Consider the following 20,583-nt stretch of genomic DNA (forward strand, 5'->3'; position numbering starts at 1 on the left):
TAATTTTTATAGAATGTATAATGTAGTAAATACCTTTTAGTTGCATGCGGAGATTTGTTCTTATATGATAGATGTTGAAAGCGTTATCAAAATATAGGGCGGCGATGGGAAAGGCGGGGAAATATGTTCCAGCGTGTTCAAACAAAGGAAGAACATTTTTGGTTCGAGCAACTGTGGGGAGATTTTTGTGAAGAGAGAGATTTAATGTTTGTAGAGCGTAATTTAAATCCATCACGATTTTTATTAATAGAAGAAGGACATTCTATTGGTACAGTAGAGTGTATTCGATATACGACACCTGAACAATCTAATTCTGAGTTTTTCTATCCGTTTTCTGAAAATGAGTTAATGAAAGGTTTAAAGAATGTTTATGAAATAGGAAAGTTAAGTATTGCGAAAACATCGCGCGGGAGAGGACATTTCAAAAGGTTAACAGCTATTTTATTTATTCATGCTTTAGAAATGAAAGCTGAGTGGTATATTGCTGTTGTTACAAAAAGAATGTATATGTATTTACTTACAATTGGTTTTCCAATTGAACCAATTGATGATCCGTTTTATTTTCATGATACATTGCAAGGGGTACCTGTTCGAATTCATGCTCGGAAAGGATTAACACATTTGTATTCCTTAAAAGAATTTCGGGATATTATTCAAGGAAATGCTCATGCGCAGGCATTAATCAAAGAGAACAGTAAAAATATTATGTTAACAAGATGAAGTGTCACAAATTTTTATAAATTATTGTGATTGATATCACATCCCTTTTTCTCAATGTATATTAAGCTTAGTTTGTAATGAATGATTGGGAAAGGGTGGGATGATATGTTTTGCTATCAATGTGAACAAACGCCAACAGGCGGATGTAAAGTAATGGGTGTTTGCGGTAAGAATGAAACAATTGCAAGTTTACAAGATACGATTGTGTTTGGGTTAAAAGGAATTGCTGCTTATCGTACCCATGCTGCGCAGCTAGGGTATACAGATCCATTTGTAGATGCTACAACTCAAGAAGCGTTATATATGACATTAACAAATTCTAACTTTAATGAACAAGAACATATTGATATGGCTATGAAAGTTGGGAAATCAGCTTTACGGGTGATGGAGTTGTTAGATGAGGCACATACGAATCATTTCGGTGTTCCAGAGCCTGTTCAAATTACACAAAATCATGTAGAAGGTAAGGCAATTGTTGTTACTGGTCATAATTTATTTGCATTAGAGGAATTATTAAAGCAAACAGAAGGCAAAGAAATTAATATTTATACGCATTCTGAAATGCTACCAGCACACGGATATCCACAACTGAAAAAATATAAACATTTAAAAGGAAACATTGGTAAGGCATGGTATGATCAACGACGTCTTTTTGAAAAATTTACCGGTGCGATATTGGCTACAACGAACTGTGTTATGCCAATTAAAGGATCATACTCTGATCGCTTCTTTTCATATGATATTGCCGGCCTGGAGGGTGTACGGAAAATTGAAAATGATGATTTTGCACCATTGATTAAAAAAACGCTAGAACTTCCCGAAGTACATATGGAGTCGGATGAACAGTTAGTAACAGGGTTTCATCATAATACAGTATTATCATTAGCTCCAGAAATCATTGAGGCAGTAAAGGGAGGGAAAATTAAGCGCTTCTTTGTCATCGCAGGTTGTGATGCCCCAGGAAAAGGCGGAGAATACTATCGTGAATTAGCAACGTCACTTCCGCAAGAAACGGTTATTTTAACAACTTCTTGTGGGAAATTCCGCTTTAATGATGTGAATTATGGTGTTGTACCCGGTACGGAGATTCCACGTTACATTGACTTAGGGCAATGTAATAATTCAATTTCTACAATAAAAATAGCGGCAACTTTAGCAGATGCTTTTCAATGTGAAGTGAACGAATTGCCAGTTAGTATTGTCCTATCTTGGTTTGAACAAAAAGCGGTTGCCATTTTACTTGGGCTATTTAGTCTTGGGATTCAAGATATTCGTATCGGTCCAAAGGCCCCTGAATTTATTTCACCTGGTGTGCTTGATGTATTACAAGAAACATTTGGTTTAAAACTTATTACAACTGCAGCAGAAGATATGAATATGATGTTATCGTAACAAAAAGGATGTCTTGTAATGAGACATCCTTTTTATATAAATAAAAAAGCGCATGATAATTGACTAGGGGGGAGTCGATTATCATGCGCGAACAAACGATTGGAAAAGAACTAAAATCCGAATATACTTAAAATCATTTTACGACGTTTCGGTTTTTCTTCTCGTTCATATGTTGGCGTGATATCAGGTGTGATGTAAATTGGTTCTTTTTTCTCAAGAGCAGCTTCTAATTTTTGAATTCTATCCATCATTTCTTCCATTTCTCTGCGATGTTGTAGCAATTGGTAATTGACGACATCATCTGCTTTATCTTGCATTTTTTCCTCTATACGATTTAAACGGTGTGTAATTGTATTTAATTGTGTAACAAATTGTTCAAAATCAGTTGATGGTTCTACTTGTGAAATTATAGCTGGAGATAAGGTTTGTTCTATATGAGAACGATGATATTCTAACATTTTATCTAAGTTGTCTTGAGTGAAAATGAAATGACCGTACTTGTTTTTTTCTATATTGAGATTCAATTGTTGTGCAATTCGAACCACTGCCTTTGGGCTAACACCTAACTTTTTCGCAATAATGGGTGTTTTATATTCCAAGGTAAATCCCTCCTATATATATCCTGTTGAATTATTTCGAGGTATTAAGCTTCTTCCCTGCATGGGTGACAAAAGAAGTGAGGAATCGGCAAAGAAAGTGTTTTTTCACGAGAATTAGTTTTTGAACATATAGATTCTTCTAAAAAGAGAGAAAAATGTCTGTTTTTTTTCAATTATTCTAGTTTGACTGAAAGAAGATATTTAGATTATCATAAATATAAATATCCTCTTTATGTATGCATATAATGTATAAAAAGGTGATGGCGAATGTAGAAACTTGTAAGATGATAAGAAAAGTCTTTTTCGCTTGAATAAATTAATTAGGAGGTGGCTTCCTTGCTTACAGCGTAAGTAAGGAAACGTATTTGGACATATATAGTATAAGTATGGTGATTGTTTTAATTGCCTTAACTGCATTTTTCGTTGCGGCCGAGTTTGCAATTGTGAAAGTAAGAAGTTCACGCATCGATTTTTTAATTGCAGAGGGAAATAAACATGCAATTCCTGTGAAAACAGTCATTACAAACTTAGACGAGTATTTATCAGCTTGTCAATTAGGAATTACAGTTACAGCTCTTGGACTCGGATGGTTAGGAAAGCCAGCAATAAAGCACATGTTTGATTCGCTTTTCGCAAGATGGGAAGTGCCTCCCCAGGTTGCTGATATTTTGGCCGTGATTCTAGTGTTTATGTTCATTACTTTTTTCCATGTTGTTGTGGGAGAATTATCACCAAAAACATTGGCGATTCAAAAGGCAGAACAAGTGAGTTTACTCGTTGCTAAACCGCTTATTTTCTTTTATCGAATTACTTTTCCGTTTATATGGCTTTTAAATGGATCTGCTCGATATGTAACAAGAATGTTTGGTTTACAAACTGCGAAAGAGCACGAGGAAGTCCATTCGGAAGAAGAATTACGGTTGTTAGTGTCAGAAAGTTATAAAAACGGTGAAATTAATCAATCTGAATTTAAATATGTAAATAAAATCTTTGAATTTGACGATCGTATTGCAAAAGAAATTATGGTCCCACGGACAGAGATGAACATTTTAGATAAAGATACTTCTGTTAAAGAAGCATTGCAAAAAATGTCCAATGAGAAATATACAAGATACCCAGTTGTTGATGGGGATAAGGATCATGTTATCGGTTTTGTAAACTTTAAAGATATTTTCACAGATTTTGTGAAACATGGTGCCTTTAGCAAAGAAACGGTGCAGCAGTATATTCGTCCCATTATACTTGTCATTGAATCGATTGCAATTCATGATTTGTTTTTAAAAATGCAACGAGAGCGTACACATATCGCTATATTAATTGATGAATATGGTGGAACAGCAGGTCTTGTAACAGTTGAAGATATATTAGAAGAAATTGTTGGCGATATTCAAGATGAATTTGATATAGATGAAAAACCAGAAATCCAACATATAAGTGAAACAAAGACAATTTTAGAAGGAAAAGTATTTGTTAGCGAAGTAAATGTATTGTTAGGTTTATCTATTGATGATGATGATATTGATACAATTGGTGGATGGATTTTAACAAAGCACCTAGAAATTACAGAAGGTGATATTGTTGAAATTGAAGATTATAATTTTTGCGTTAAGGAATTGGATGGCCACTATATCAAGCAGATAGAAGTGACAAAGCGAGCAGCTCCCATTTTAATTTCAGAAACTGAAAAACCAATAACATTACAAGAACAAGTAAGCTCGTAAACTCTGCATTTAGCAGAGTTTTTTTAGTAGGGAAAATATTTTTTTATGTAATGGGACAATGCTACAATAAAATAAGTCAGACATTTAACGAAAGCAATGCATGGAATTGATGAACTAGAATTAGATAAATACAAATTAAAAGACTGACATAAAACCTAATTTTTAGGTGGGAGAGAGCATCCGGCGGTCAGACCCTTTTTCTGCTCCATGTCGAGTGAAAACAAATGCAGACCCCCCATTTTGTTATTCATAGCCGCAGCTTATATGTCAAAAAATCAAAATGGATTTATATGGGCAGTTTCATGATTAAAGACATTTCAACTTTTCGAGTAGATCACATGCCATATGCGGTGTCAAAGAAAGTGGTACAGGTCGTGAAGGAATTAAATATGCGATTGAAGAAATGACAGAGATGAAACTAATCTTTATAAAAAAATAAATACAAATAAAAGGTACACTTATTATCTAAGTAAGTGTACCTTTTATTTATCTCGCTATTTGCGTGCAGTAAGACCCCCATCTCAAGATTCAGAGAGGAGCAAGGAAGAGAAGTGGGGGATAACTGCCCGTAAAAGACCGATTGGTAATGGAAGTGTCACATTATCGTGTATTATTTCATCTCTTGTTTAAAAATCGTATCTTCAACATAAACTTGTTCTTTATCTACCGCTGTGTTATGCGCAAGAACTAAACCAATTGGTGTTTGTGTACCTTTATTTTGGACGATTGTAAAAGGTACATTTTTTTCGTTTGCTAATTTAATGTATTTTGATAAATGTGGGTAAGAGATGCTGCCGTTTACATATAGTTGTAATGATTGAGAAGTGCGCATGCTATTAGTTACTTCTGTGTAAACATTGCTTTGCATCACTTGACCGATTGTTAAAGCGATTTCCACACGCTCACGCAATGTGCCTAAGTACATATTGCGTTCCTCTGGTTTGTTTTGCTTTTGGCCATGAATGCCTTCTTGGAGATAATCTTCCACATTTTTATTTACCATATTTTTCACACCTTTCATATCTTATTGTACGCAAGAAATGAAAAGGATGCAAAAAAAGACATTTCAAATACCATATTCAAATTAACTTTAGCAACAGAAATTAACAAAATGTGACAACAATCTCTTAACGAAACTCGTTTTTTGTGTTAATATTCAAAATATATAGGGTATTCGTCGCATGGAAATGGAGGGAATGGGGGTTTTTCCAATCGATAAGGATATTAAAGAAGTATTTTGTTCGCACTTGAAAAACAACAGGCACCAATTCGTAGAGAACTGGAAAAACAAAATGATAATTTCCGAAAAAGATCCATTTAAGCAAGAAGTAGCTCAGAATGGAGAGAATTTATTAGAGTTAATCATTGAACTTATTATGGAAAATAAGGATGTAGCTCATCTACAGCCGTTATGTGAAAAAATTGCAATTGAGCGAGCAGGGGCGGACGTTAATATTGGAGATTTTGTCTATAACGCGAATGTAGGAAGAAATGAACTATTTGAAGCAATGTGCGAATTAGATGTTAAAGCTCGTGAATTAAAACCAATTATGACAAAAATACATACTTGTTTTGACAAATTAATTTATTATACGGTTTTAAAATATTCGGAAATTATATCGAGAAATTTAGAAGAAAAACAGCAATATATAAATGAAACACATAAAGAAAGATTGACGATTTTAGGACAAATGTCGGCTAGTTTTGTTCACGAGTTTCGAAATCCATTAACCTCCATTATGGGGTTTGTGAAATTATTGAAATTAGATCATCCGAATTTATCATATTTAGATATTATTTCACATGAATTGGACCAATTAAACTTTCGTATTTCGCAATTTTTACTTGTTTCAAAAAAAGAAATGTGGAATGAGTCTGAACGATTTTGGCTAAATGATTTGTTTCATGATATTATTCATTTCTTATATCCAAGTCTAGTTAATGCAAATGTTTCAATTGAAAAGATTTTACCGTATCCTATCTCATTTGTAGGATACCGTAGTGAAGTAAGACAAGTTTTTCTAAATATTTTAATGAACTCAATCGATGCTCTCGAAGTGATTAAAGAAGATCGTAAAATTATTATTGATACATGTGAAGAGGAAGAAAGGATTCATATTGTTATTAAAAATAATGGACCGATGATTCCGGCAGAAAGTATTGAAACGATTTTTGAACCATTTGTCACGACTAAGAAATTAGGAACTGGCATCGGTTTGTTTGTATGTAAACAAATTGTTGAAAAGCATAATGGATCGATTACGTGTCGCTCTGATTCAGAATGGACAGAATTTCATATTTCATTTCAAAAATAAAGAGAAAAAAGTCTACACCAAGAGAATGGTGTAGATTTTTTAATTTGTAAGAACCACGGCTTCTAATTTTGGGGATTGATTAGAATATCCTACTAATGCAAATGTGTAAATTGTATTTGGTTCTACTTTTACATCAGGGATGGTTACAAGTATCTTTTTTGTATCGGCAAGAGAAATTTCAATATCAGCTGTTCCAGGGCTTACCTGTAAATAATCTGTTACTTGTTTAAATAAGACATTTTCGAATAAATAGTCGCCACCTTTTATGGATACATGAACAGCAGGGGTATCAGAGGAAAAATGTAAAAATCTTATTTTTGCTTGACCAGATTGCAAAGGAGTATTATCAAGCATTGGTTGCAACTGTAGATGTGTATCGGTACTAATTGCTGCCAGTGTATAAGAGTGGTTACCCATCATGGGAACAAGTGCTGAAAAAATAGGTGTTTCATTACCGACTGGAACGATATCAACCCGGTACTGCCCTTGAGTTAAGGACAAATAAGGACTGTGTTGTTTAAAAGAAATGTTTTTTACTACCTTCTGTCCGTTAACTAAAAAATCAATAGCTGGTGTATGAGGGGATGCGTGGAATATTCTCATATAGGATGGCAATGTTGCTTCTTGAGAGCCGCGTTTTTCATACACATGTACAAGTTTGGTAATCGCACTATGATATTTCATATATAATTCCATATATTTTTTGGGATTTGTATATTGATAGTAACGGGCAAGTTGTTCATACAGGGCTGCTTCTTGTCCATATTTTTCAATTTCAGATTGAGCCATGTAAAATTCCTCCTTTGTCATCACTATAACTATATGCATCTCGGAAAAGGGCTTATGCAAAAAATGCTTCAAAATATAAATAGGATAATAGATAGTTTATCCCGCATTAACGGGCAGTAAGACCCCCACCTCAAGATTCAGGGAGAAACAAGGTAGGTAGGGGATCAACTGCCCGTAAAAGCCCGATTGGTGAGGGCTAATAATCAGTGGGGGATGAAGAAAACCCCCACTGATTAAAGTTTCACTGTATTTAATGCCACAAATTTTATACATATACAAGTTGCTCGATCTGGTGCAAACTATAAAGTCGTTAGCGGAGTTATGGAGTTTTTAATTTATAGGCAAACGCACATACAAAGTGGGAGTTGTCCTACATAATTTATTAAGGGAATTTAATTTTTAAGTAGCGGAGGGAGTGGAGCAAATCATGTGGGGTTACGGATATCCTAGTAGTTATTGCGGATATGGTTATGGCGGCGGAGGGTGCGGTACAGGTTCTGGATTTGCGTTGATCGTTGTATTGTTTATTTTACTAATTATCATCGGGGCATGTTGGGTTCGTTAATAACTGATAAAGAGCGTCATGCTGAACTGGTTAATATAGTTAATCGGTTCTTTCTTTTTTATTTTAATGTAAACTCGTATTTAAAATATCAGTTGGAACATGAGGTCTTGCGATATTTTAACACAAAAGAACAAATGAAGAAGTTGCAGTGGGATAAACTAATGATGGTAAAGGTTATCCAGAAACTGTGAAATTAATTGTTAAATATGTACTTGAAAATTTGAAATTACATTGAATAGAAGCATGTGTAAGGTTACATAAGGTTGTATCTATAGAGGATTAGAAAAATTAGATTTTTATAAAGTGAAACTTCAATCAGCGGTGGGGCTTCATCTCCCACCTAATTTCTTTGCTTTTGTTGCATGTTGGGGTGGGGCCTTACTGCTCGCGAATAGCGAGATAAAAAAGGAGTAGCCAAAAAATGTTAATGAAAATGAAAAATAAGAGGAGCGTCAGGTGGTAGCAATAAAAAACGAAAAGGATTAAATATAATACTTGTAAAAAAATAAAATATCAAAAAGAAGCTTCCTGGCCTTTCTTAGGTAAATAGTACAGAAAGATCAGGAAGAAAAATGGTTTATACCTTAATCAAGTATGTCTATTCATTACGTATACGTTGTTCTGTATCAATATCGAAAAAGTGCGCTTTAGTTAAACTAAAAGCTAACGGAAGTTTATCGGTAGCTTTAATTTCTGAACGAGCGTTGATTCGTGCAACAAAGTTTTGACTCGCAAGTTTTCCATGAATCATCGTTTCAGCACCTAATAATTCAGCGACCTCAACTGTAATTTCGACAGTTGATTCAGGAGAAGATTGAAGAACAATTAGTTCATCATGAATGTCTTCAGGACGAATACCGAGTATGATTTCTTTTCCATTATATCCTTTTTTCTTTAATGCTTTTAGTTGGCCATCTGGTACTTTGAAACGAATATTTTCTATATGAAAATAGTTATCTTGTAATGTTCCGGTAAAGAAATTCATAGCTGGAGAACCAATGAATCCGCCAACAAAAATGTTTTCAGGAGCATCGTATACTTCTTTTGGCGTACCAACTTGCTGGATGACACCATCTTTCATAACAACAAGGCGTGATGCCATTGTCATTGCTTCTGTTTGATCATGTGTCACATATATAGTGGTCGTGTTTAAACGGCGATGAAGTTTAGAGATTTCAGAGCGCATACTTACGCGCAATTTTGCGTCTAAATTGGATAGAGGCTCGTCCATTAAAAATACTTTTGCGTCACGAACGATAGCCCTTCCTAGCGCAACACGTTGGCGTTGTCCACCTGATAATGCCTTTGGTTTTCGTTTTAAGTAATCTTCAAGTCCTAAGATTTTCGCAGCCTCTGTTACGCGGCGATTAATTTCATCTTTTGGAAGTTTGCGTAGTTTCAAGCCAAACGCCATATTATCATAAACAGACATATGTGGGTATAGTGCGTAATTTTGAAATACCATCGCAATGTCGCGATCTTTTGGAGCGACATCATTCATACGTTCTCCATCAATATAAAATGAACCATCAGAAATGTCTTCTAGACCCGCAATCATACGTAGAGTTGTTGATTTTCCACATCCAGAAGGACCGACAAATACGATAAACTCTTTATCTTCAATATGTAAATTAAAATCAGAAACAGCAGTCGTTTTATTATCATAAACTTTAAAAATATGATCTAATACGAGTTCTGCCACAATTACTCACTCCTTATTCTTTGAATTAATTGAATTATAAGATTTTTTTGCAGGTAGGTAAATTGGCAAATTGCACAAAAAAATGAGAGGTTTTTATGCAAGTTTACGAGATATCTAAAGAAAGGAATGCCATGTAAACTGCTACAGCGCCTTCAAATGTTTTGATATTAATTCCTGTTTTTTCAATGAATCTATCAATTCGATACTGCAAGGTATTACGATGCAAATATAAATGTTTCGCTGCAAGTGATACATTTATATTACATTGGAAGAATACTTTAACACTATCGATTAGTTCTTTGTCATTTGAAATGTGTGCTAACAATTGATTTGTATATTTTTCTCTTTCTTCTTTTGGTAATGAGATCATTAATTGGTAAGGGAGTAGGTGTTCAATGTGTATAATCTTTTTTGATAAATAGGGAGAAAGAAAAGAAAATAATGCTCGTTCCCATTGATACAAATGAGAAATTCCATTTGTTTCGGTATAGTGTCTGCCAATAAAAAAGGATAGAGATATAAAAAAATCTGTTTCTAATGTATCAAGGGCTGTTTGTAATATAGATTTCGATATATCTTCTTCTAAGATGAGAACGCCGGCTTGAGAAGTCTCCCATATCGTTGTAGTGGCGAAAGAAAACATGGACTGTAAAGCATCTTGAAATTCTTCTCTTTCTACTATAGAGTGATTTGTGAAAAAATGTAAAAAACGAACAGATACGATAGGAATATCCTTATTTTGATATAACGCTTCATACCAAGACTTTTCTTTTTCTGTTTCATAAAATGTATCAGTATGAATGGGCGTTAAGATTGATGAAAGTAATTGACGTTCCATTTGGTGTAAGCGAGATTTGCGAATCCCTACTTTGTTTCCTTCAACTAAAAACCAGCTATACTCCCCAGACAATACTGTTTCATTAACCGTTATATCTTTACCGTAATATGTTTTTAATTGTTGAATCATAGGAACACTCCTTTTCTTTTTCTGAGATAAAGTGAAACTTTCATTTAGCCAGACCAATTGATTTTTTTGTGGGCAATTATCCCGCGCACCTATCTTTCTCATTTGTACGGACTTTAAGGTAGGGAGAATTTTATTAGTAATTAACCTTCATCGATCAGATTTTTACGGGAAGAATCAATTTGATAAAAATAATCTTTCTCTTGCAGGCAATTCCATTCATGGTTTTTATTTCGCAATAAATAGAATTATATTGTTAAGCTATGAATAAAAATGTTTGGAAAATTTTATAAAAAATTCAGAAAATGTATTACGAAAGAAAAAGTTGTAATGGTATACTTCATAACAACTGGTAATGACAACATGATATCATGATTTAATTTATTATTTATATAATCAATATATCATGGAAAAGAATGTAGTTACGGTGGAAAAGGATGTTACGAACGATATGCATCGACTTCTGCACTTATTCGCCAATATAAAGAAGCATCTCGATTACCAATGATGCTGGTGTGTATGGAGCTTGTTATTTAGGGTTGAATCGCTGGGAGAGTTAGATAGATTAAGGTGCTATGTAAGAGGAGAAACCTCGTACAGAGGATTAGCACATTTGTTTTTTCTCAGTAAAAAATATTTTGTAAAATGCAATAAAAGTATGTTTTTTAATAGGAATAAGTAGATGTCGAAAATTTGAAAAATAAATTATATGAAAGAAACCTCCTATGATTGAGTAATCATAGGAGGTTTCTTTTTGAAGGATTTGTCTAAATTTGTTGAAAAATATGACAGATAAACAAAATAAATAGGAAGGAAATTGACGGGAGTTTCGTCGAAGTTTACACAATGTCAGCAATTGAGCGAAGCTGATGGTATGGTGAAAAAATAATTAGGTAGTATGTTTTTTAGGCTTATTTTTTATAGGGGGGAGGATTTTTTTAAGAGGGGTAAAGGGTTTGGTCTTTTATTATATTTCTGAATGTTTATTTTTATTTTGATTTTTAGCACTCATTTGTATATTTTATAATAGTTTTTTGATAAATTCACTGCGTTTGCAGAGGGTTCTTTTTTATGAAAGAAACGTCAATTTTCTTCATATATATATATATATACAAATTGGAGAAATGGGGGAGCGCTATGCGCGATTACTTAATTAAGCCACTTGTTGGTCAGCCGTATCCAATGATTTCACATGGAAAAGGTGTGTATTTGTATGATCAAAATGGTAATAAATATTTTGATGGTTCGTCAGGAGCGATTACGGCAGGTATCGGACATGGCGTAACGGAGATTGCGGAAGTGATTAAAAAGCAGGCAGAGGAGATTGCTTTTGTGTACCGCTCACAGTTTACGAGTGAGCCAGCTGAGAAGTTAGCAAAGAAGTTAAGTGATTTAAGTGTAGGAGATTTGAACTGGAGTTTCTTTGTGAATAGTGGTACAGAAGCGAATGAAACGGCTATGAAAATTGCGATTCAACATTTTCAAGAGCGCGGTATTCAAGGGAAACATAAAATTTTATCACGTTGGATGAGTTATCACGGTATTACGATGGGAGCTTTATCAATGTCAGGGCATCCACTTCGTCGCCAGCGATTTGTATCTATTTTAGAAGATTATCCAACTGTTCCAGCGCCGTATTGTTTCCGTTGTCCGGTGCAGAAAGTATATCCAACGTGTCAGCTTTCTTGTGCAACGGAATTAGAACGAGCAATTGAACGAATTGGTGCAGAACATATTGCAGCTTTTATAGCTGAACCGATTATTGGGGCGGCAGGCGGTGCGGTTGTACCACCGAAAGAATATTATAAAGTAATTAAAGATATTTGCAGCCATTATGATATTTTATTTATTGCTGATGAGGTGATGACAGGCCTTGGGCGTACAGGTGCATGGTTTGCGATGGAACACTGGGGCGTGGAGCCAGACATCATGACGTTAGGAAAGGGTCTAGGTGCTGGTTATACACCGATGGCCGCGACGGTTGTGAGTGACCGTGTGATGGAACCGATTTTACGAGGGTCGCGATCAGTTATGAGTGGGCATACGCTAAGTGCTAACCCGTTATCAGCCGCGACAGCTTTAGCGGTTATTGAATATATGGAGAAACATAACTTACCTGAAAAAACAGCTGAAAAAGGAGAATATTTAATAAAAGGATTGCAGAAAGTTCAGCAGCAATCGACAATTATTGCCGATGTGCGCGGAAAAGGACTCCTGATCGGAGTAGAATTGCAATCGTTTACAAAAGCGTCTGAGCTCATTTCAGTCGCGGCGAAAAACGGACTTCTTTTATATCAAGCTGTTTCAGGGCAAGCAGGAAAAGAGGATAGTGCGCTGCTTGTTGCACCGCCGATGACAACTACATATTCTGAGTTAGATGAGTTACTTGAGATTTTTGCGAAAAGTGTGGAAGAGATGATGCAAAAAGGAGGGCACAGTATCGTATGACAACCATTACAAATACATTTGGTAAATTAAAAGAAATTGAAGAGATTATGTCATTGTTTCATGATGATATGACGTTAATGTTTGGAGGGTTTGGCGGAATTGGATCCCCTCCATCATTAATACAGGCTATTGCACAAAAAGGAATTACAAATTTACATTTAATCGGAAATGATACGGGATTTCCAGATGTAGGAATTGGCCGCCTTGTAACAAATGAGCGAGTGAAATCATTAATTACTTCTCATATTGGTTCAAATCCAAATGCAGGAAGACAGTTAAATGAAGGACGATTACGGATTGAGTTTTCGCCTCAGGGAACGCTAGCAGAGCGAATTCGTGCAGGTGGAATGGGATTAGGCGGAATTCTTGTCGATGTTGGTGTGGATACGATTGTAGAGGAAGGAAAACGAACAGTCGAAATGAACGGAAAAACATATTTAGTGGAAACGGCTTTAACTGCAGAGGTATCGATTGTATATGCGAAGAAGGCGGATCCGTTTGGCAATCTTGTGTTTGATAAAAGTGCTCGCAATATGAATCCACACGTTGCGATGGCTGGAGATATTACAATTGTTGAGGCAGAAGAAATCGTACCGCTTGGAAGTTTAGATCCTGAGGAAATTGTTGTTCCAGGTGTTTTTGTAAATTATATTGTGCCGTCGGAAGGAGTGAATTGGAAATGGGTATGGGAGTAGAAGTACGAGATAAGATAGCAAGGCGTGCTGCGAAAGAAATTCAAAATGGAATGATTGTAAATTTAGGGATTGGTATCCCTTCTCTTGTACCTAACCATTTGCCTGAAGATATACATGTTATGTTCCAGGCGGAAAATGGAATCGTTGGAATGGGCCCGACGCCAAGTAAAGGAAGCGAAGATGAAAACTTGTGTAATGCGGCTGGATTGCCGACGTCACTCATTACAGGAGCAAGTTATTTTGACAGTTGCACTGCATTTGGAATGATTCGAAAAGGGTTGCTTGATGTAACAATACTTGGTTCACTACAAGTAAGTGAAAAAGGTGATTTAGCAAATTGGATTGTTCCCGGGAAACGTGTTCCTGGTATTGGCGGAGCGATGGATTTAGCGCAAAAAGCAAAGCGGGTCGTTGTTGTGATGAATCACGTTGATAAGTATGGAAATGCAAAAATTGTTTCAGAATGTACGCTTCCATTAACGTCGAAAAGGTGCGTGGATTTAATTATTACAGATATGGCTGTAATGGAAGTTACTTCTGAAGGTTTAATACTCCAAGAGTTAATGAGCCCTTATACAGTAGAGGATGTAAAACGAAATACGGAGGCATCTTTTCATGTGAGTTCTAATTTACTTGTGATTGAATGAGAGGAGCTAACAAATATGGAGCAATTAAAAAAACAAGTGTGTGATTATATTGAAAGTCATGAAGGAGAAAGTGTAAAGCTCTTAAAACGATTAATTCAAGAAAAAAGTGTATCTGGAGATGAGAGCGGCGCGCAAGCAATTGTCATTGAAAAACTACGTGAATTAGGTTTAGATCTCGATATTTGGGAGCCTTCTTTTACAAAAATGAAAGATCATCCTTATTTTGTATCTCCAAGAACGAATTTTTCAGATAGCCCAAATATTGTTGCGACGTTAAAAGGAAGCGGCGATGGAAAATCAATGATTTTAAATGGACATATCGATGTTGTACCAGAAGGTGATGTGAATCAGTGGGAACACCATCCATATAGTGGTGAAAAAGTAGGGAATCGCATATATGGTCGTGGAACAACCGATATGAAGGGCGGCAATGTGGCGCTTATGCTGGCAATCGAAGCGATTGTAGAACTGGGTATTGAATTAAAAGGAGATATTTATTTTCAAAGTGTAATAGAAGAGGAGAGCGGTGGAGCAGGTACTTTAGCAGCAATTTTACGAGGGTATAAGGCAGATGGGGTTATCATTCCAGAACCAACAAATATGAAGTTTTTCCCGAAACAACAAGGTTCGATGTGGTTTCGCTTGCATGTGAAAGGAAAAGCAGCACATGGCGGGACTCGTTATGAAGGAGTAAGTGCAATTGAAAAGAGCGTGTTTGTTGTTGAACATTTGAGACAATTAGAACAGAAAAGAAATGAACGGATTACAGACCCGTTATATAAAGAAATTCCAATCCCTGTTCCAATCAATGTTGGGAAAATTGAAGGTGGTAGCTGGCCAAGCTCCGTACCAGATTCGTTGATTTTAGAAGGAAGATGTGGAGTTGCGCCGAATGAGACTATGGAGGCGGTAAAAGAAGAATTTGAAAATTGGATAGGGCAATTAAAGAATGTAGATCCATGGTTCGAAGAATATCCAGTAGAGGTAGAATGGTTTGGGGCAAGGTGGGTCCCAGGTGAATTAGATGAGGAGCATGCGCTCATTACAACGCTTCAAGATAATTTTGCTCAAATTGAAGAAAGAAGTCCAATTATAGAAGCATCACCATGGGGCACAGATGGTGGTTTATTTACACAAATCGCAGAAATCCCAACCATTATATTCGGACCAGGAGAGACAAAGGTAGCCCACTATCCAAATGAATACATTGAAGTGGATAAAATGATTGCCGCAGCAAAAGTTATTGCATGTACATTACTAGACTGGTGTGAGGTGAAAAAATGAACTATTATGAATCATTCAGAGAACAGACAAACTACTATACTGTAGAAGGAGTGCTAGATTATTTTAATAAACGTATTCGGGTAGATCATTATACAGGAAATGTAGAAAGTCTTATGCGAAAAATAGAAGAGTTAGCAGAGAAGCATTCTTTCACCAAATGCATTATAAAAGGAAAGGGAGAGCATGTTTCGGCGTGGCTCTCTTTTGGCTTTTTATTAGAAGCGACGATTCCACATTATTTTCAAGGACATGATGCATACTTTTTCGTAAAATATCGTGATGATGAAAGACGAAATAGTATCCAGTGGATTGATGAGGACCGCATTATAGATGGTGTGAGAGAAAAGGAAGTAAAGGAGAAACAAGTTCCAGAGAAATTTGTACTACGAAAAGCGACAGAGGCAGACGCAGAAGAATTGGCAAGTGTATTTGGAAAAGTGTTTGAAATTTATCCGACACCGTTAAATGAAGCAGACTATATTGTTCAGACGATGAAAGAAGATACGATTTATTATGTGTATGAATCAGAGGGGCGTATTATTAGTACTGCTTCAGCAGAAATGAATGTGAAAGAAGGTAACGCAGAATTAACGAATTGTGCAACTTTACCTGAATATCGAAAGCATGGATTTATGAAAAGTTTACTCATTAAGTTAGAAGAAGAACTACAAGAGAGAACAATTTTTTGTTCTTACACAATCGCACGTTCACTTTCGTTTGGTATGAATGCAGCTTTTCATCAGCTAGGATATACATACACAGGAAGGCTAGCAAATAATTGTTATATTTTTGATAAATTAGAAGATATGAATGTATGGGTAAAAGATTTATCCCGCATGAATGCGTAGTAAGATCTTTACTTGAAAGTTTAGAATACCAGATTGTTGCGGGCTAATAATCAGTGGGGGATGAAGCCCCCCGCTGATTAGAGTTGCACTTTATTACTTGTTGGCGGGAAAGTAATGATATGAAATAAATAGAAAAGTAGAACGGAATGGCAATGCTTATAATCGCGCACAGGGGTGCCGGAAATTCGGCATATAAATTGCTGAATTTTTAGCAAGAGGGGGGAATGACATTGCTGGCAGTTTCGACACAAGAAGTCATTGAAGCGATTTTGGGCAGTATTGATGAAGCGATTCATGCTGTGGATGAGAATGGTATTACAATTTTTTATAATACTGTTGCTGCAAAACATGACGGATCAAAGATTGAGAATGTATTGGGTAAGCATTTATTAGAAGCATTCCCATCTTTATCAAGGGAAACGAGTACACTTATGAAAGTTTTAAATACAAAAAAGCCGATTTTACATCAAGTGCAGCGTTATCAAAATTTAAATGGTGAAGATGTTTGTACTGTAAATACCACATTACCTATTTTTATAGAAGGTGAAATTGCAGGTGCTGTTGAAATCGCAAAAGATTACTCGACGATTCAAAAATTAACGGATACAATTGTTGATTTACAATCGAAAATGAAACGATCCTCTAGGAAGAAGATAACAAAAAAACACGTTGCTTTTAATACAATTGTGACGAATGATTCCCGCTTTAAACAAACAAAAGATTTGGCGCAAAAGGTAGCTCCAACAAATGCAAACGTTTTAATATACGGGGAAACGGGAACAGGAAAGGAACTATTTGTACAAGCGATTCATGAGGCTTCCAACCGTAAAAACAAACCGTTTATTGCCCAGAATTGTGCAGCTCTTCCAGAGTCCTTACTAGAAAGTCTATTATTTGGGACAACTAAAGGGAGTTATACAGGAGCTATTGAACGTGCGGGGCTATTTGAACTTGCAGATGGAGGGACATTATTTTTAGATGAATTAAATTCGATGCCCCTTGATCTGCAGGCGAAAATGCTACGTGCATTAGAAGATGGAGTAATTCGTCGCATCGGTGATAGTAAGACGAGAAAAGTAGATGTTCGCGTGATTACGGCGATGAATCAACCTCCAGAAGTATGTTTACGTGAAAATAAAATTCGTACCGATTTATATTATCGTTTAAATGTATTTTCTCTATATATTCCACCGCTTCGTGAACGAAAAGAAGATGTATTATTGTTAGCATCCTACTTTTTAAGAGACTATAACAAAGAATATAAAAAACAGGTGCTCCATATTGATAATGGGACGAAAGAAAGGTTGCTAGCATATCATTGGCCTGGAAATGTAAGAGAGTTAAAACACACGATTGAACACGCTGTAATTATTGCAGAAGGAGGTTCATTAACAGTTAGTTGTTTACCACGAACATTTCGAAAAGAAGTAGATTCAAAGAAACAGAAGAAATCTATTCTTCCATTACGTGAGGCACTTCACCAAACAGAGAAAGAATTAATTAATCAAGCGCTAATGGAAACGGATGGGAATATTTTGCAAGCTGCTAAATTATTAGGTATTCCAAGACAAACATTGCAGTATAAATTAAATAAGTATGACAAAACCGCCGAATAATCGGCGGTTTTTGTGTGTTTGCACCAAAAAAAGAGCGTTTACATATACAGAAAGTAACGAATATTGTATTGAGTAGAGCGCCATTTAAAATAAGAAAAATATTTTTTCTTATATATAATAGGGTATCTTTCGTCATCACTTCTTGAAAATGTGGAGTTGGCATAATTATTGCTTATATAAATGGCGAGCGTAAAAAAAGGGGGAATAGCAATGTTACATGATGTATACAAACCAAATCGTCACTGGAAAGATATCGAATTATGGAAAGATGTTACAGAAGAGCAATGGAATGATTGGGTTTGGCAATTAACGAATACGATCAAAACGTTAGATGATTTAAAGAAAGTGATTAATTTGACACCAGAAGAAGAAGAAGGTGTTAAAATTTCAACAAAAACGATTCCGTTAAATATTACACCGTATTATGCTTCTCTTATGAATCCCGATGATCCACGCTGTCCGATTCGGATGCAATCTGTACCGATTTCGGAAGAATTATATAAAACAAAGTATGATTTAGAAGATCCGCTTCATGAAGATGAGGATTCACCAGTTCCAGGTTTAACACATCGTTATCCAGACCGCGTGTTATTTTTAGTAACAAATCAATGTTCTATGTACTGTCGTTACTGTACACGTCGTCGTTTTAGTGGACAAATTGGAATGGGTGTTCCGAAAAAACAATTAGATGATGCAATTGCTTATATTCGTGAAACGCCACAAGTACGAGATGTTTTAATTTCTGGTGGGGATGGTCTTCTTATTAATGATAAAATCTTAGAATACGTATTAAAAAATTTACGCGCAATTCCGCATGTGGAAATTATTCGTATCGGAACGAGAGCGCCAGTTGTATTCCCGCAACGTATTACAGAAAATCTATGTAATATTATTAAAAAATATCACCCAGTATGGTTAAATACGCACTTTAACACTTCTATTGAAATTACAGAAGAATCAAAACTAGCATGTGAAATGCTTGCAAATGCAGGTGTTCCAATTGGAAACCAAGCGGTTATTTTAGCAGGTATTAATGATAGCGTTCCGATTATGAAAAAACTGATGCACGATTTAGTAAAAATTCGTGTTCGTCCGTATTACATTTATCAATGTGATTTATCAGAAGGTATCGGTCATTTCCGCGCTCCGGTTTCAAAAGGATTAGAAATTATTGAAGGGTTACGTGGACATACGTCTGGTTATGCGGTCCCAACGTTCGTTGTAGATGCACCAGGAGGCGGCGGGAAAATTGCTCTTCAGCCAAATTATTTAATTTCACAAAGCGCAGATAAAGTTGTTCTTCGTAACTTTGAAGGTGTTATTACAACATATCCAGAACCAGAAAACTATGTACCAGGAAGAGCGGAAGGTTACTTTAAAGAGATTTATCCAACATATGAAGAGAAACGTTCGGATATTGGTGTAGCAGGATTGATGAGTGATAAGAAATTTAATCTTGTTCCGGATGATTTACAACGTATGAATCGTCGGAAAGATTATGAAACAAATGAAACACATTCTTCTTTAAAAGATAAACGAGATAAGCGTGATCAGTTAAAAGATAAAAAGTATCAAGCCCAAATGTCGAAATTAGAAGATGGCAAAAAAGCTGAGGGTGACGCAGTATGAATTGTATGTGGTGTGACAGTACAGAAGCAAGAGAAAGTCTGAATACTGTATATTGGGAATTGCCAGATGGTACAAAAGCCATTGAAATTCAAAAGACACCATGTATTTCGTGTTCATCATGTGGAATGGACTATCAGGCTGATCATGTTGTAAAAGAAATAGAAGATCAGTTGTTTTTAATTTATACAAAAGATTTACCAAAACAATTGACATATGAAGAATTAATGGAACGTCCACGTCTCCTGAAAAGAAATTATTTCGACTTTTAACCAGCGATTATGCTGGTTTTTTTCTTTTTACCCTTGTATAATGTATCCAAGTTAGAAAGGTAGGGAATATTTTTGAAAAAGTCATTTTATCACTATATGATGAAGTATCGTGCGTCTTTAATCAGAAATGAAATATCAGATTTAGCTGAAGCTATGTACGATGATTTAAGTTTTCCGAAGCAATCAGAAGATTACGATGAAATTAGTTCATATTTAGAATTAAGTGGATTACTAGGCAGTATGTCTATTTTTGATGAGGCGTGGGAGCTATACATACAAGAAAGATAACGATTAAACACATACAAATATATCTGTATTGGTACATCACTCTATAAAAAGTGATGTATTTTTTTATTGAAAAATTTTTTGAATATAAGCTG

General features: G+C 35.5%; 19 protein-coding genes and 1 pseudogene. 15 read left to right on the forward strand and 5 right to left on the reverse strand.

Annotation, left to right across the window (positions count from 1 at the left end):
- Positions 1-123: 123 nt before the first annotated feature.
- Together JDS96_RS19025 and hcp are read left to right on the forward strand one after the other, a co-directional pair.
- Positions 124-720, forward strand: a complete 597-nt coding sequence (locus tag JDS96_RS19025; protein WP_003207128.1) for a hypothetical protein — start codon at positions 124-126, stop codon at positions 718-720.
- Between the two features lie 105 nt (positions 721-825).
- The gene (gene hcp, locus JDS96_RS19030) at positions 826-2,112 is read left to right on the forward strand and encodes a hydroxylamine reductase (RefSeq protein ID WP_199667697.1); all 1,287 of its coding nucleotides are present in this window, start codon (positions 826-828) and stop codon (positions 2,110-2,112) included.
- 110 nt (positions 2,113-2,222) lie between these two features.
- On the opposite strand, the gene JDS96_RS19035 is transcribed toward hcp, so the two are convergent.
- Entirely contained in the window at positions 2,223-2,711 is a 489-nt protein-coding gene (locus JDS96_RS19035) for a hypothetical protein (protein WP_003197459.1), read from the reverse strand.
- Between the two features lie 386 nt (positions 2,712-3,097).
- On the opposite strand from JDS96_RS19035, the gene JDS96_RS19040 reads away from it, so the two are divergent.
- Together JDS96_RS19040 and JDS96_RS19045 are read left to right on the forward strand one after the other, a co-directional pair.
- Positions 3,098-4,432: a hemolysin family protein gene (locus tag JDS96_RS19040; protein WP_199667709.1), complete on the forward strand. Its 1,335-nt coding sequence runs from the start codon at positions 3,098-3,100 to the stop codon at positions 4,430-4,432.
- A 290-nt stretch (positions 4,433-4,722) separates the two neighbouring features.
- Positions 4,723-4,871, forward strand: a pseudogene (locus JDS96_RS19045) (aldehyde dehydrogenase family protein); the annotation flags it as partial.
- Between the two features lie 171 nt (positions 4,872-5,042).
- On the opposite strand, the gene JDS96_RS19050 reads toward JDS96_RS19045, so the two are convergent.
- Complete coding sequence (locus tag JDS96_RS19050) at positions 5,043-5,435, reverse strand: YueI family protein (protein ID WP_199667698.1); 393 nt, start codon at positions 5,433-5,435, stop codon at positions 5,043-5,045.
- Positions 5,436-5,613: 178 nt separating this feature from the next.
- Between JDS96_RS19050 and JDS96_RS19055 the strand changes: the two genes are divergently transcribed.
- Positions 5,614-6,747, forward strand: a complete 1,134-nt coding sequence (locus JDS96_RS19055; protein ID WP_003197467.1) for a BA2291 family sporulation histidine kinase — start codon at positions 5,614-5,616, stop codon at positions 6,745-6,747.
- A gap of 39 nt (positions 6,748-6,786) precedes the next feature.
- Here the strand turns inward: JDS96_RS19055 and JDS96_RS19060 are convergent, their stop codons facing one another.
- Positions 6,787-7,536: a DUF4397 domain-containing protein gene (locus JDS96_RS19060; RefSeq protein WP_041488423.1), complete on the reverse strand. Its 750-nt coding sequence runs from the start codon at positions 7,534-7,536 to the stop codon at positions 6,787-6,789.
- 427 nt (positions 7,537-7,963) lie between these two features.
- Here JDS96_RS19060 and JDS96_RS19065 point away from each other — a divergent pair, with 427 nt between their 5' ends.
- On the forward strand, positions 7,964-8,101 hold the full coding sequence (locus JDS96_RS19065) for a YjcZ family sporulation protein (RefSeq protein ID WP_003207130.1): 138 nt from the start codon (positions 7,964-7,966) through the stop codon (positions 8,099-8,101).
- A 598-nt stretch (positions 8,102-8,699) separates the two neighbouring features.
- On the opposite strand, the gene JDS96_RS19070 is transcribed toward JDS96_RS19065, so the two are convergent.
- On the reverse strand, positions 8,700-9,803 hold the full coding sequence (locus JDS96_RS19070; RefSeq protein ID WP_003197473.1) for an ABC transporter ATP-binding protein: 1,104 nt from the start codon (positions 9,801-9,803) through the stop codon (positions 8,700-8,702).
- Positions 9,804-9,906: 103 nt separating this feature from the next.
- Positions 9,907-10,770 carry a PucR family transcriptional regulator gene (locus JDS96_RS19075; protein ID WP_199667699.1) on the reverse strand — a complete coding sequence of 288 codons (864 nt, stop codon included), beginning with the start codon at positions 10,768-10,770 and terminating at the stop codon, positions 9,907-9,909.
- Positions 10,771-11,904: 1,134 nt separating this feature from the next.
- Here JDS96_RS19075 and JDS96_RS19080 point away from each other — a divergent pair.
- The 9 genes from JDS96_RS19080 to JDS96_RS19120 all read left to right on the forward strand — a co-directional run bounded on the left by JDS96_RS19080 (position 11,905) and on the right by JDS96_RS19120 (position 20,491).
- Entirely contained in the window at positions 11,905-13,215 is a 1,311-nt protein-coding gene (locus JDS96_RS19080) for an aspartate aminotransferase family protein (protein WP_018782161.1), read from the forward strand.
- Positions 13,212-13,910, forward strand: a complete 699-nt coding sequence (gene atoD / locus JDS96_RS19085; protein ID WP_040119531.1) for an acetate CoA-transferase subunit alpha — start codon at positions 13,212-13,214, stop codon at positions 13,908-13,910. The genes JDS96_RS19080 and atoD overlap by 4 nt, the downstream gene beginning before the upstream one ends.
- On the forward strand, positions 13,895-14,557 hold the full coding sequence (locus JDS96_RS19090) for a CoA transferase subunit B (protein ID WP_018766387.1): 663 nt from the start codon (positions 13,895-13,897) through the stop codon (positions 14,555-14,557). Before atoD ends, JDS96_RS19090 begins: the two co-directional genes overlap by 16 nt.
- 15 nt (positions 14,558-14,572) lie before the next feature.
- Positions 14,573-15,841 carry a peptidase gene (locus tag JDS96_RS19095; protein WP_003197483.1) on the forward strand — a complete coding sequence of 423 codons (1,269 nt, stop codon included), beginning with the start codon at positions 14,573-14,575 and terminating at the stop codon, positions 15,839-15,841.
- Positions 15,838-16,689: a putative beta-lysine N-acetyltransferase gene (gene ablB, locus JDS96_RS19100; RefSeq protein ID WP_033797343.1), complete on the forward strand. Its 852-nt coding sequence runs from the start codon at positions 15,838-15,840 to the stop codon at positions 16,687-16,689. The genes JDS96_RS19095 and ablB overlap by 4 nt, the downstream gene beginning before the upstream one ends.
- A 224-nt stretch (positions 16,690-16,913) precedes the next feature.
- Entirely contained in the window at positions 16,914-18,305 is a 1,392-nt protein-coding gene (locus JDS96_RS19105; protein WP_003197487.1) for a sigma-54 interaction domain-containing protein, read from the forward strand.
- Between the two features lie 210 nt (positions 18,306-18,515).
- Complete coding sequence (gene kamA, locus JDS96_RS19110; RefSeq protein WP_018766384.1) at positions 18,516-19,934, forward strand: lysine 2,3-aminomutase; 1,419 nt, start codon at positions 18,516-18,518, stop codon at positions 19,932-19,934.
- Complete coding sequence (locus JDS96_RS19115; protein WP_018766383.1) at positions 19,931-20,203, forward strand: YokU family protein; 273 nt, start codon at positions 19,931-19,933, stop codon at positions 20,201-20,203. Before kamA ends, JDS96_RS19115 begins: the two co-directional genes overlap by 4 nt.
- A gap of 72 nt (positions 20,204-20,275) precedes the next feature.
- Entirely contained in the window at positions 20,276-20,491 is a 216-nt protein-coding gene (locus JDS96_RS19120; protein WP_018766382.1) for a YozE family protein, read from the forward strand.
- The last annotated feature ends 92 nt before the right edge of the window (positions 20,492-20,583 follow it).

This window comes from Bacillus cereus group sp. N21, from assembly GCF_016483395.1.
In the GTDB taxonomy this organism is placed as follows: Bacteria; Bacillota; Bacilli; order Bacillales; family Bacillaceae_G; genus Bacillus_A; species Bacillus_A pseudomycoides.